Annotated in this window: 9 protein-coding genes; 3 read left to right on the top strand and 6 right to left on the bottom strand. The window is 66.9% G+C overall.

All coding sequences use genetic code 11. The features are described 5' to 3' along the window. Positions 1-89: 89 nt before the first annotated feature. From GPL20_RS20055 to GPL20_RS20030, 6 genes are all read right to left on the bottom strand, one after another. Positions 90-1,262, bottom strand: coding sequence for a DUF3734 domain-containing protein (locus tag GPL20_RS20055; protein ID WP_157331225.1), 1,173 nt, complete (start codon positions 1,260-1,262; stop codon positions 90-92). A gap of 32 nt (positions 1,263-1,294) precedes the next feature. Next, positions 1,295-2,086: an acetoacetate decarboxylase gene (locus GPL20_RS20050; protein WP_157331224.1), complete on the bottom strand. Its 792-nt coding sequence runs from the start codon at positions 2,084-2,086 to the stop codon at positions 1,295-1,297. A 79-nt stretch (positions 2,087-2,165) separates the two neighbouring features. Continuing rightward, on the bottom strand, positions 2,166-3,383 hold the full coding sequence (locus tag GPL20_RS20045) for an NAD(P)/FAD-dependent oxidoreductase (RefSeq protein WP_157331223.1): 1,218 nt from the start codon (positions 3,381-3,383) through the stop codon (positions 2,166-2,168). 109 nt (positions 3,384-3,492) lie between these two features. After that, positions 3,493-3,783, bottom strand: a complete 291-nt coding sequence (locus GPL20_RS20040; RefSeq protein ID WP_157331222.1) for a hypothetical protein — start codon at positions 3,781-3,783, stop codon at positions 3,493-3,495. A 98-nt stretch (positions 3,784-3,881) separates the two neighbouring features. Continuing rightward, the gene (locus GPL20_RS20035) at positions 3,882-4,835 is read right to left on the bottom strand and encodes a helix-turn-helix transcriptional regulator (RefSeq protein WP_246250754.1); all 954 of its coding nucleotides are present in this window, start codon (positions 4,833-4,835) and stop codon (positions 3,882-3,884) included. A 340-nt stretch (positions 4,836-5,175) separates the two neighbouring features. Next, the gene (locus GPL20_RS20030) at positions 5,176-5,787 is read right to left on the bottom strand and encodes a TetR/AcrR family transcriptional regulator (protein WP_157331221.1); all 612 of its coding nucleotides are present in this window, start codon (positions 5,785-5,787) and stop codon (positions 5,176-5,178) included. A 131-nt stretch (positions 5,788-5,918) separates the two neighbouring features. Between GPL20_RS20030 and GPL20_RS20025 the strand changes: the two genes are divergently transcribed. The 3 genes from GPL20_RS20025 (at position 5,919) to GPL20_RS20015 (ending at position 12,431) form a co-directional block, all read left to right on the top strand. Beyond that, the gene (locus GPL20_RS20025) at positions 5,919-7,178 is read left to right on the top strand and encodes a cytochrome P450 (RefSeq protein ID WP_157331220.1); all 1,260 of its coding nucleotides are present in this window, start codon (positions 5,919-5,921) and stop codon (positions 7,176-7,178) included. A gap of 139 nt (positions 7,179-7,317) precedes the next feature. Beyond that, on the top strand, positions 7,318-10,935 hold the full coding sequence (locus tag GPL20_RS20020; RefSeq protein ID WP_347340039.1) for an AsmA family protein: 3,618 nt from the start codon (positions 7,318-7,320) through the stop codon (positions 10,933-10,935). Positions 10,936-11,312: 377 nt separating this feature from the next. Further along, positions 11,313-12,431, top strand: a complete 1,119-nt coding sequence (locus GPL20_RS20015) for a DUF2336 domain-containing protein (protein WP_157331218.1) — start codon at positions 11,313-11,315, stop codon at positions 12,429-12,431. Positions 12,432-12,435 lie beyond the last annotated feature (4 nt).

The raw sequence follows: 12,435 nt of genomic DNA, 5'->3' as shown, positions 1-12,435 counted from the left end.
CTTTCTGCAATTGTTCAGTTGCCGTGCGCTGTCGTTCATGTCGGGCCTGATGTTCGACATGGCATTTCTTCCGGGCCGGCGGCGCCTGCTCAGTCGCGGCGATGGATGTCGTGGGTTACGATCCCGAGTTCGGGCGGCGGCGGGTCGAGACGGCGCCGGTCGGAGAGCGTGCGGCGGATGTCCTCCAGTCCGCTCTGCCAATGCCTGCGCATCGCGCTCAGCCCGAACTCGTAGTCTCTCGAATGGCCCTCGTTGAGCTTGGTCTGATAGATCAGGTGGACGATGTTGTAGGAGCGATGGCGGGCCATATCGGCGATGGTGCGGATCTCCGGTTCCTGCTTCGCCGCCTCCGGCAATTTGTCGATCGTTCGCTGGAGCGCCTGACGCATCTTCTGCATTTGCAGCACCTGGTCGGTGACGGCGCGCGTGCGGCTCGAATACTGAATGTCCTTCTGACGGCTCGACACTTCCATCATATCGTAGGGAACGCGGCCCTTGGCCGACCAGAGGTCGATCTGGAACGTCAGCGAGTCGCGCGCGTCGCCCGAGAGCACGCGAGAAAGCGGCGTGTTGGAGACGACGCCGCCGTCCCAGTAGTGCTCGCCCTCGATTTCGACGGCGGGGAATCCCGGCGGCAGGGCGCCGGAGGCCATGAAATGCTTCGGTCCCAGCCGGCGCTCGACGGTGTCGAAATAGGTCAGGTTGCCGGTGCGGACGTTGACCGCGCCGACGCTGACGCGAACATCGCCCGAGTTCAACCGGTCGAAGTCGACGAGCCGCTCCAGGGTCGCGTGCAGCGGTGCCGTGTCGTAGAAGCTGGTTGCCGCATCACCCGCGAATGGCGACCAGAGCGGTGGCGGGAAGCGCGGCTTGAAGAAGCCTGGCTGGCCCTGGACCAGGGCCCGCGTCGCCGCCAGCGCGTTCCGCACCGAGCTGATGTCGAATGCAAAGGGCAGGGCATTGGCCAGCCCCTCGCCCGCGGGCCACTCGATCGAGAAGGCGCAAATGGTCTCCCAGAACTCGCGCAGCCGCTCGACGCGCTCGTCCTCGGGCGAGCCCGCGATGATCGCGGCGTTGAGCGCACCGATCGAAATGCCGGCAAGCCAGTTCGGCCGGATGCCGGCCTCATGCAGGCCCTCGTAGACCCCTGCCTGATAGGCCCCGAGCGCGCCGCCGCCCTGAAGGACCAGCGCAACGACATCGTAAGGCAGCGGCTTGATCTGCTGCGCGGAATCGATTGGCTCCCGGGTCACGTCCAACATTGCCAGAACTCCCTCCATTGCGGCCGACCCTGTCAGCCGGCGATCAAGATTTCGGAATTCGATGCACGCCGTCGTTCGGACACGCCCGGCGACAGATAGTCGTGCACGACGGTGCCGAGCCCGAGGGTGAGATCGGCCACCACATGCTTGGCTGACAGCACCTGCAGCACCGGCAACTCGGCGACGGGCGCGAGTGCATGCGCGCAGAGGTCGAGCGCCGCCGGCCCGGTCCACGCGCCCTTCACGGTGATGTCTTCGCAATGGAACCTCACCAGCTCGCAGATGCGCGCCGTGCCGTCGACATGCGGAATGACCTTGAGCAGGAAATTCGGGGCGCCGAGTTTCTTCGCTTCGGCAGCGGCATCGAGTGCGCGATGCTTGTAGCCCATGGTGCCGGTCGCAATGCGGACCGAGCCGTAGTTCAAGGTCCCGACCAGCGTGTCGATCTCGACCGCGAGCTTCGGCTGCGCCAGCTTCTTGGGGAAACCCCACAATTCGCGCCCGCCGGCGATCGGCGGATGGTCATTCAGGAACATCTGGTGGACGAAGCTCCCGGCCTGGCCTTGGTAACTCACCGGGACAACTTGGCCGCTTTCGGTGTAGTCGCCGAAACCGGTTGAGTCGGGCATGCGAATGAACTCGTAGTTCACAACGGGTTCGGTGAGCACGAGCGGCTCGGGCACGATTCGGCGCAGCGCCTCGGGATCGGTCCGATACTGGATAATGAAATATTCGCGGTCGACGAAGCGGTAGGGGCCGGGCGGAAACGCCGGGTTCGTCAGCGGCATCGCGAATGCGCTGGTGCGCACGGTCTCGTGTTTCATCGTGGTCGAGCTCCAGGGTGATCCAGGGTGAGCGGGCTGCGCCTCGCGGCGAGGCGCGGCCCCGTTTTGCATGAAGGGTCTAGAGGAAGCCCGTCACGTCGGTCACACGCTCCGGATCGGCCGAGGCGAGCGCTGCGGCGCGCTCCGCCTTCGGCGGATAGATCCAGACGGTGTTGATCTCCTGCTTGGTCTTCTTGGCGACGTCGCCGACCATTGTCACCTCGCGTTCCCAGCCGCGCGTGAACAGCGCGCCGGCTCCGCCGAGGTCGAGGCAGGTGACGTAGCCCTTCTGGTGGTAGGGCCTGGTCGCAAGGCCGAGCAGCTCGGCCGCGGCATTGTTGCCGGCGAAGGCGCCCATCCGCGTCGCGTGCTGGCACGACATCAGCGCGTAATTGCCCTCGTCGTCGCAGGCGGCACGCGCCGCATCGCCGGCCGCGAAGACGCCCTGAACGCCCGGCACCTGCAAGCAGCGATCGACCAGCAAGCGGCCGAAATTGTCGCGCTCGGCGGGAATCTGTGCCGTCAGAGGCGCCGCACGAATGCCCGCCGCCCAGATCACGGTCTCGGTCTCGATGTGTTCGCCGCTGGACAGGGTGACGCCGGATTCGTCGAGCGAGGCGACACCGGCACCGAGGCGGGTTTCCACGCCGAGCCTGTGAAGGGCGTCCTCGATGACGGGCCGCGGTCCGGCGCCCATGTCGGGCGCGATCGCGTTGTTGCGCTCGACGATGATGACGCGGGTCCTCGCGTTCGCGCCGAGGATGTCGCGAAGCCGCGCCGGCATTTCGGTGGCCGCCTCGATGCCGGTGAAGCCGCCGCCGGCGACGACGACCGTGTCGCGCCCGTTCCTGGCCGGCCGCCTGGCGAGGCCATGCAAGTGCTTGTCGAGCGCGATCGCATCGTCGAGTGAATCGACGCTGAAGCCGTGTTCGGCAAGGCCCGGAATGTTCGGACGGAACAGCCGGCTGCCGGTGGTCACGACGAGGCGGTCGTATGACAGCGTCTTCTTCGTGCCCTTCGCGGTGGCGATCTTCACCATGCAGGATTTGGTGTCGACCGTCTCGGCGATGCCTTGCACAAAGGTGACGTCGATGGCCCCGAGCACGTCGAGCAGGGGCGCCGTCAGGGTCTCGGGCTTCGGTTCATAGAGCCGCGGGCGAACCACGAGCGTGGGCTCGGGGGCAACCAGCGCGATCTCGAGCTGGTCTGGCGAGACGCCCTGGATCTCGCGCAGGCGCGCTGCGGAAAGGGCGGCATACATGCCGGCGAAGCCGGCGCCGATGATGACTATTCGCATGGGTCTACTCCTTGATCTCTGCGTTTCGAAAGTCCGTGCGCGAGCCGTCGCTGCTCGGCTCAGGGCAGCGTTCGGCGATGGCACGAAGAGGTGAAATGAATCGCTGGTCTTAAGGCGCTACGCAGCGCGACAGCGGCGAACTCGACGGCCAGCCCTCGCGAAAGACGACCGACTGAGCCGCCCTCGGGCCCCAGTCCTGGTAGGGAAGGCCGGGGCTATCCCGTGTCATGATGGACAGCAGCGGGTATGCCGGGTGCATGGAGTGCGCCGGAATCTCCACCTCCTCGCCCGTTGCCGACGTGAAGCGAACGGCCAGCGAGAGTCCGTACAAAGTTGCGGTCGCAAGGCCCCTGCGGCGCGACGCGATCACCCGCCGGCTGATGAAGTTTTTCCAGGTCATCTCCAGTCTCCCTCGATTGGTCTGGACATGATGATGGTTTAACGGATCGGATCTGCCGCTGCGCCAGAGCGATTGCCATGGCTACAGCGCGATTGCTGCTAACGCTGGCGCCTGCGCCAGTCGCTCGGGCTCTCGCCGGTCAGCTTCCGGAAGGCGGCGGCGAACGCCGTCTGCGAGGAATAGCCGAGCGCGGCCGCGATCGAGACGACCGCTTCGTCGCTGTCGCGCAGCATCTTCATGGCCTCTTCGAGCCGGTGCTGGCGCAGCCAGGAATGCGGGGACAGGCCGGTGCTTTCCTTGAAGGCACGGCAGAAGTGAAAGCGCGACAGACCGGCATCGGACGCCAGCGCATCGAGCGAGACATCCGCATCGCTGTCCGAGCGCAACCGCTCGATCGCGCGGAGCAAAACCTTCGGCGACAGCCCGCCCACGGTCGGCTGGAACGCGGTCGGCGACCCCGCATGCGCAGCCAGAAGGCGCGTGGCCAGAAGATCGGTCAGCTGATGCCGGAACAGATTGTCCAGCGCGCCATGGCCCTCCAGCGCGTCCGCTGCGCTCAGGAGCAGTCGCGATGTGATGGGGTCGGGATGCGCCGTTCGCTCCAGCAGGTCGGCCGGTCCGGTGGTCCGGGCTTCGTCCGCAACGCGCTTCAGCGTTGCATCGGGAAGATAGAGCTGGACCACATCGACGGGCTTCGGAATGTCCCATCGGGAGCTCGATCCTTCCGGAATGATGATCAGGACCCCGGGACGAAACGTGCCGATCGCGACCGACTTTCCCGACCGCCGTTCCATGCGCTGCATCACGCCGTTGTAGGCCATGATGACGTGGTGGCTCATGGGCTCGACGATGTCGTGTAGCGGATCATGTTTCCAGTGGGCGATGCCGGCACCGGAGGAGTCCAGCGCCATGCGAAATGGTTCGGTCCTGAGCACGCGCGCCATCTCCGCGCCGGCGGCGCGTCGGTCGGACGTCGAGCTGTCGTCCGGCAGTGCGCCGGCCGCGGGTGGCAAGCCGTTGTGCGAGGCATTGCGCATGGTGCTCCCGGTCATGGCGTGGCTCCTCTCGATCGCGTCAGGATTTCGATCAATTGTCCGTATTTGTACGGGTCGGCGCGTGTTCTATGGCCGCAAAGGCGCGGCGTATTTCCTGAAGCGGCCGCGCTTTGTCCGATCCTGCTTCAAGCCGGCGCGCGCTTTCGCAAACGCACGACGGGCCGGCGATGCGTTGGCAAGCTATCGAACGGAAATCGCACGGGAGGGCACCAGACTACGTTGAAATCGCTTGTGAAAACGTTTTGCGGCGATTGCAGCGGCAGGCTCTTGTGCGACCATCGCGATGGAGCGCGACCAGGCTTCGGTCCCGGAGCGGACATGCCTTGTCCGATTCTGCCTACTCCGACGCCAGCCCCGTCCTCCGCCGCAAATCCGTGATGGCGCGCAGGAAGCTGTCGGACGGCGTGGTCTCGGGATCGATCAGCCGGTGCAGGCGAAAACCGTCCTCCAGCGCCAGCACGACGGAGGCCATCCAGGGCGGGTTCAGCGTGTGGCCTCTGCCGTTCCCCTTCAGCGTCGCCTCGATGATGTCGGCAACCAGCTTGCGCCGCGCGCGCAGGCGCTTGGCAAGCTCGGGGCGACGCTTCTCGGCGCGCGCGACGAACAGGATCATCTCCATGTGCAGCAGGGGCGAACGGCCGAGCGGATCCTGCTTGCTGCGATCCATCGTCCTCAATGCCGCGATGAAATCGTCGAGATTGTCGTGCTGAGCGAGGATGTCGAGGTTGCGCCGGATCGACTGGGCGACATGGTCCTCGAGCATGGCGATGATCAATTCGTCCTTGCTCTTGAAGTTGGAATAGAACGCGCCGCGGGTGAAGCCGGCGGCCGCCGCGATCGCCTCGATGCTGGCGCCGCCGATACCGTCCTCCTCGAACACGCGGGCGGCCGCCTCGAACAGCCTGTCGCGCGTATCGTCCCTGGTCGGCCTGGTTCTCACCCTTGACATTCCGGTAGCCTAGGGCAGAATGCAACTCGATACAACAATGTATCGATTTGATAAGATCCAGGGATGGTTACGCCGGGCTGTGGGGCTGCGATCGGCGTATTCGTGTCATGCGGCAACCGATTGAGGTCTCCATGAACGAGCAAGTGCAAGGCGCGAACCAAGGCGCCGGCGGCGATCCGTTGTTCAACCCGCTGTCGCCGGATTTCATCCGCGATCCCTATCCGCATTACGACCGGCTGCGCACGATCGACCCGATCCATGTGACGCCGTTCGGCCAGTTCGTCGCCAGCCGCCACGCCGATGTCAGCCTCGTGATGCGCGACAAGCGCTTCGGCAAGGATTTCGTCGAGCGCTCCAAGCGCCGCTACGGTCCGAACATCATGGAGGAGCCGGTCTTTCGGAATTTGGGCCACACGATGCTCCAGGCTGATCCGCCGGATCACACCCGATTGCGTGGCCTCGTGGTGAAGGCTTTCACCGCGCGGCGCGTGGAGGACATGCGGCCGCGGATCCAGGAAATCGTCGATCAGACGCTCGATGCGATGATCGATCGCGGCCACATGGACCTGATCGGGGATTTCGCCTTCCGCCTGCCGGTCACGATCATCTGCGACATGCTTGGCATCCCGGAAGAGCACCGCGAGGCGTTCCACAAGGGCTCGAGCGATGGCGTGCGAATCCTGGATCCTGTCCCCATGACGCCGGACGAGATCAAGCAGGGCAACGCGCGCAACCTGATGGCGCAGATGTATTTCCAGCAATTGTTCGAGCTGCGCCGCCGCAACCCCGGAGACGATCTCATCACCCAGCTCGTGCAGGCCGAGGAGGACGGCAACAAGCTCACCAACGAGGAATTGACTGCGAATATCATGTTGCTGTTCGTGGCCGGCCACGAGACCACCGTCAATCTGATCGGCAACGGCCTGCTCGCGCTGCACCGCAATCCGGACCAGCTCGCGCTGCTCAAGGCGCGGCCGGAACTGATGGCGGGCGCCATCGAGGAATTCCTGCGCTACGATTCCTCGGTGCAGATGACCGGGCGCGTCGCGCTGGAGGACATCGACGATCTCGGCGGCGTCAAGATCCCCAAGGGTGAGACCGTGCTGTGCCTGCTCGGCTCGGCCAACCGCGACCCGGCGGTCTATCCCGACCGGCCCGACCGGCTCGACGTCACCAGGCCGAACGTCAAGCCGCTGTCGTTCGGCGGCGGCATCCATTTCTGCCTGGGGGCCCAGCTGGCCCGCATCGAGGCTGAGATCGCCATCGCGACGCTGCTGCGGCGGCTGCCCGATTTGCGCATCGACGACATCGAGAACCCGGAATGGCGGGCGACCTTCGTGCTGCGCGGCCTGAAGCGGCTACCGGCGAGCTGGCGAGCCCGGGCGCGTTAACCTCCGCGCGCAACAGTCGCTGTGACTTCGCCACACTTCGCCCTATATAAGGGGCTGTTCCGGCGCGCCTGAAGCCTCAAGGCCAAGGTTTGCAGGGCCAAGGTTTGGCCCGGGTGCCGGTTTGGCCGAGGGGAGACCCGTGCAGACGACGCTGCTCGGATTGGCGATTGCCTTCATCATTGCGCTGCTGGCCGCGTTGATCGGGCCTTACTTCGTCGACTGGAACCAGTTCCGGCCCCAGTTCGAGGCAGAGGCGACCCGGATCATCGGTGTGTCGGTGCGGGTGGCGGGTGAGCTGGACGCGCGGCTGTTGCCCGCGCCGACGCTGCGGCTGCGCGCGGTCACCTTCGGCGGCAACAATGATCTCGGCCGCCTGCGCGCCGACAAGCTCGACGTCGAGTTCAGCCTCGGCTCCTTGATGCGTGGCGAGTGGCGCGCCACCGAGCTCACCTTGGGCGGCATGGCGGTGGATCTCGGCCTCGATGCCAAGGGGCGGGTCGACCTGCCGTCGACCGCGAGCGGCACGTTCAATCTCGCTTCGCTGGCGATCGAGCGGCTGAACCTCACCGGCCGCATCGCCCTGCATGACGCCGCCAGCCGCTCGACGCTGGAATTGAACGACATCGTCTTCTCCGGCGATGTCCGCTCGCTCGCCGGCTCGGTGCGCGGTGACGGCAATTTCACCGTTGGCCGCACCCGCTATCCGTTCCGGATTTCCTCGGGCCCGAGCGCCGACGGCAGCGCCACCCGTCTCCACCTCAACGTCGATCCCGGCGAGCGCGCCATCCTCGCCGATCTGGAGGGCGTGCTCGCCTTCGACAACCGCCTGCCGAAATTCGACGGCGTGCTGACGCTCGCCGTGCCCGCGGTCAAGAAGGCGGGCGAGCCGGGACCGACGCCCTGGAAGCTCACGACAAAGCTCAAGGCCGATCCGGCCGGCGCGAAGTTCGATCAGATCGACGCGAGCTTTGGCCCTGAAGACTCGGCGCTGAAGCTCGGCGGCGTCGGCGACCTCAGGTTCGGCACCTCGCCGCTGCTGCGCGCGGTGCTTTCGGCGCGCCAGGTCGATGCGGACAAGCTGGCGGCCAGGAACGATGCCGAGCCGTTGCGCGTCCTGCCGGCGCTGCGCGCAGGTCTCGCGGCGATCCCGCAGGCGCCGATCCCGGCGCAGATCGAATTCAACTCCGACCAGATCATGCTGGGCGCGCGGCCGCTCCAGAACATCACCGCCGAGCTCAGGACCGACGGCCGGTCCTGGACCTTCCAGCGGCTCGAGCTGCGCGCCCCCGGCATGACGCAGCTTTCGCTCAACGGCGCGGCCCCCGGTGCCGACAGTTTCAGCGGCCGTCTCAGCGTCGAATCCTCCGATCCCGATACGCTGGTGGCCTGGCTCCAGGGCCGCAGCGAGGTCAACCGCCGCAGCACGCGGCCGCTGCGCCTCGCCGGCGAGGTGACGATTGCGGCCAACCATCTCGCCATCGACAGGCTGAAGGCCGACATCGACGGAGGTGCGGTCGAGGGACGGATCGACTTCGCGCAGACCGGCGCGAGCAAGGGCTCGCGGATCAACGCGGAGCTGAAGGCCGATCGTCTCGATCTCGATGCCGCCGCGAGCTTTGTGCGCGCGCTCGCCGGGCCGCAAGGTGAATGGCCGGAGGAAGCCAGGCTCTCGCTCGACATCGGCCGCGCGATCTCCGCCGGCCAGGAGCTGCGGCCGTTCACGGCGAAGCTCGGCTACGGCCCGGCGGCGCTGTCGCTGGAGCAGTTGCGGTTCGGTCAGGCGGGTGGCGTCACCACGGAGGCGAGCGGCAGCTTCGACCGCGCCAAGGCGACCGGCCGGCTCGCGCTGAAATCGTCGGCCAACTCGCTGCGCGAGCTCACTGCGCTGATCGAGCCGTTTGCGCCTTCGGTGCGCGCGCGCTTCGATGCGATCGCGCCGCCGCTGCCGGGCGCCACGCGCCTGAAGCTCGACCTCAGCCTCGACAAGAACGCCGAACATGCCGATCGCAGCGATGCACGCGTGGTGCTCGATCTCGACGCGCCGCAGCTCAAAGCCACCGCGACGCTGGCCGCGCAGGCGCCGGCGGCCGCCATTGGCGGCATCGATATCGACAGATTGCGCAACAGCGATTTCACGCTCGACTCGAAGGTCTCGGCGCCGCAGGCCGGCGCATTGCTGGCGCTGCTCGGCCTCGATCAGGTGGCGGCCGCGGGCGAGGGCGCTTCGCAGTTCGAGGGCAAGGCGAGCGGCGCCTGGCAGAAGCCGCTGCAAGTGAATGCAAAGCTCAGCGGCGGCGGGCTGGACGCGGATGCGCAGGGCAGCTTCGACTGGTCGGCATCCAAGGGCAGCGCGAGCCTGCGCGTGCGCAACGTCAATCTGGCGCCGCTGTTCGGGACCAGGCCGGCCGACAAGTCGGTGCAGAGTGTGAACCTGTCCGCCCGCGTCGGCCTGTCCGGCAATCGCCTGACCTTCGACGATCTCGACAGCAGCACGGCCGGCTCGCATCTGCGCGGCCGTCTGACGGTGACGCTCGATCAGGAGAAGAGCGTCGATGGCGAGGTGGGCCTCGATACGCTCGATCTTGCGCCGGCACTCGCGATGGCCATCGGCGCCGCCGGGCGCGATTCCGGCGAGCCGCTGAGCGCAGGGCTCGTCAACGGCTGGCGCGGCCGGATCGCCTTCCAGGCGCTGCGCGGGACTCTGCCCGGCGGCATCGAGCTGCGCCCCGTCGGCGGCATGATCAGGGGCGACGGCCAGTCGCTCGCGCTCGATGGCCTCAAGGGCGGGATCGGCGGCGGCGAGATGTCGGCCAGCCTCGACGCGCGCAATGGCGCCAATGGTCTTGCGCTGAACGCGCGTATCGAGCTCAGCAATGTCGATGCGACCGCGCTGCGCTACCGCGATCTCGCGCTGCCCAAGGGACGCGCCTCGGTGCAGATGGCGCTGACGAGCCAGGGCCGCAGCGTCGCGGCCCTGACCGGCGCGCTCGCCGGCAACGGCACGGTGACGCTCGACGCCGCCGAGATTGCCGGCCTCAATCCGCGCGCCTTCGAGATCGCCATCCGCGCCAGCGACGGCGGCCAGGTCGCCGACGACAACAGGCTGCGGCAGCTCGTCGAGCCCGCGCTGTCGGCCGCGCCGATCGCCGTGTCCTCGGCGCAGATCCCGTTCACGATCCGCGACGGACGGCTGCGCGTCGGTGCGACGCAGCTCGAGGCGAAGAACGCCCGCGCCATCGTCTCCGGCGGCTACGACATTCCCGCCGACCAGGCCGACATCCGCGCCAGCCTGACGCCGATCATGACCGGGCTCTCCGGCGCCCCGCCGGAGATCCAGCTGTTCGCGGCAGGTCCACCCGACAAGCTCAATCGCACCATCGACCTCGCGCCGCTGTCCTCCTGGCTTGCGGTGCGCACCATCGACCGCGAGACGCGCCGGCTCGATGCGATCGAGCGCGGCGAGCCGCCGCCGGCCACCGCCGCGCTGCCGACGCTGGTCTCGCCCGACCCGGTGCCCGAGCCGTCGGTGCTGGACGTGCCGATGCCCGGCCGCGATCCGCGCCGCGCGCCGCCGAAGTCGAAGGCGGCGCCGACGCCGAAAGCGCCGCAGGCGGCCCCCGCGGTGCAGAGCCCGCCGCTCGCGAGCCAGCAGGTCACACCCTTGCCGCCGCCGATCGAGGTGAGGCCGGCCCCGGGCCCGCCGCCCGCAAAGCCCAAGCCAAAGCCGCCGCTGGTGCTGACGCCACAGAATCCGTAGGGCGGCAGGCAACGCCATTCGAAGAGCTTGGCCGGCAGCGTCGTTGTGGCCATCCTTCGAGACGCCCGCCTTCGGCGGGCCCTCAGGATGAGGTCCTGGTACTCGGCGACATCTTAGACCCTCATGGTGAGGAGCGCCGTCTTCGGCGCGTCTCGAACCATGAAGGCCGAGCAGCTTCGCAGTCCTCGTCATCCCGCGCGGCTGCGGAACTCTCTCCCGCCGGTAAATCCAATCCCTCGCATTTGAATGAATTTTAGTCGGCAAAACTGATTTGCCGATTTTACCGAATTCTCGCGTTTGATCTCTAACGTCGATGTCTGAGGAATCCGGTCTCGCCACGAGCGGCGGGACGGCGCGCCAAGAATTGGGGTATCGAGATGGACGGGGCGAAATCGCTGCTACAGGATCTGGACGACGCGATCGCGCGCGGCACCGACGAAAGTCGGGCGAAGGCGTTGTGGCATGCGACCGACATCCTGATCACCGGCCGCTACAGCGACGACGAGATCAGCATGTTCGGCGAGGTCATCGGCCGGCTCGCCGACGAGATCGAGGTGGCCGCTCGTGCGCAGCTCTCGGAGCTGATGTCGGCCTGCGACCACGCTCCGCTCAACGTCATCGAGAAGCTTGCGCTGGACGATGAGATCGAGGTCGCCGGTCCCGTGCTGCGCGATTCCAATCGTATTGACGAGAAGATGCTGCTCGAGAGCGCCATGACCAAGGGCCAGTCGCATTTGCTCGCGATCGCCCAGCGCAAGTCGATCGGCGAGGCCGTGACCGACGTGCTGGTCAAGCGCGGCAACCAGGAGGTCGTGACCTCGGTTGCGAAGAACGAGGGTGCGCGCTTCTCCGGCTCGGGCCTCCTGCACATGGTCCGCCGCGCCGAGGGCGACTCGATCCTCGCCGAGCAGCTCGGCCTGCGCAAGGACGTGCCGCGCCACATCTTCCAGCAGCTGATCTCGAAGGCCTCGGAAGACGTCCGCCGCCGGCTCGGGACCGAGCGCCCCGAGATGATGGCGCAGATCCAGAGCTCGGTGACCGAGGTCACCGGCGATCTGCAGTCCAAGTTCGGCCCGTCCTCGCGCAGCTATTTCGTCGCCAAGCGCGTGGTGACGACGCAGTTCCGCCAGGGCAACCTCAACCAGGATTCGATCTCGAACTATGCGCGCCAGCATCGCTTCGACGAGGTGCAGATCGGCCTGTCGCTGCTGTCGTCGCTGCCGGTCGACGTGATCGAGCGTGCGCTGATGGACCGCAACCGCGAGATGATCCTGGTGCTGTGCAAGGCACTCGACTTCTCCTGGGACACGACCATGTCGCTGCTGTTCCTCGGCGCCAAGGATCATCTGATCACCGCGCGCGACCTTCAGGACAACGAACGCGAGTTCGGGCGGCTCAAGATCGAGACGTCGCGCAGCATCCTAAAGTTCTACCAGTCGCGCAAGAATAGCGCGGGTGCCGATGCGGGCCGTCAGCCCGAGCTTCAGGTTCACTGAGCCA

This window comes from Bradyrhizobium cajani, assembly GCF_009759665.1.
GTDB classification, from domain to species: domain Bacteria; phylum Pseudomonadota; class Alphaproteobacteria; order Rhizobiales; family Xanthobacteraceae; genus Bradyrhizobium; species Bradyrhizobium cajani.
The sequence above is the reverse complement of the archived record's forward strand: the minus strand, read 5'-3'. Positions and strand labels throughout refer to the sequence as shown.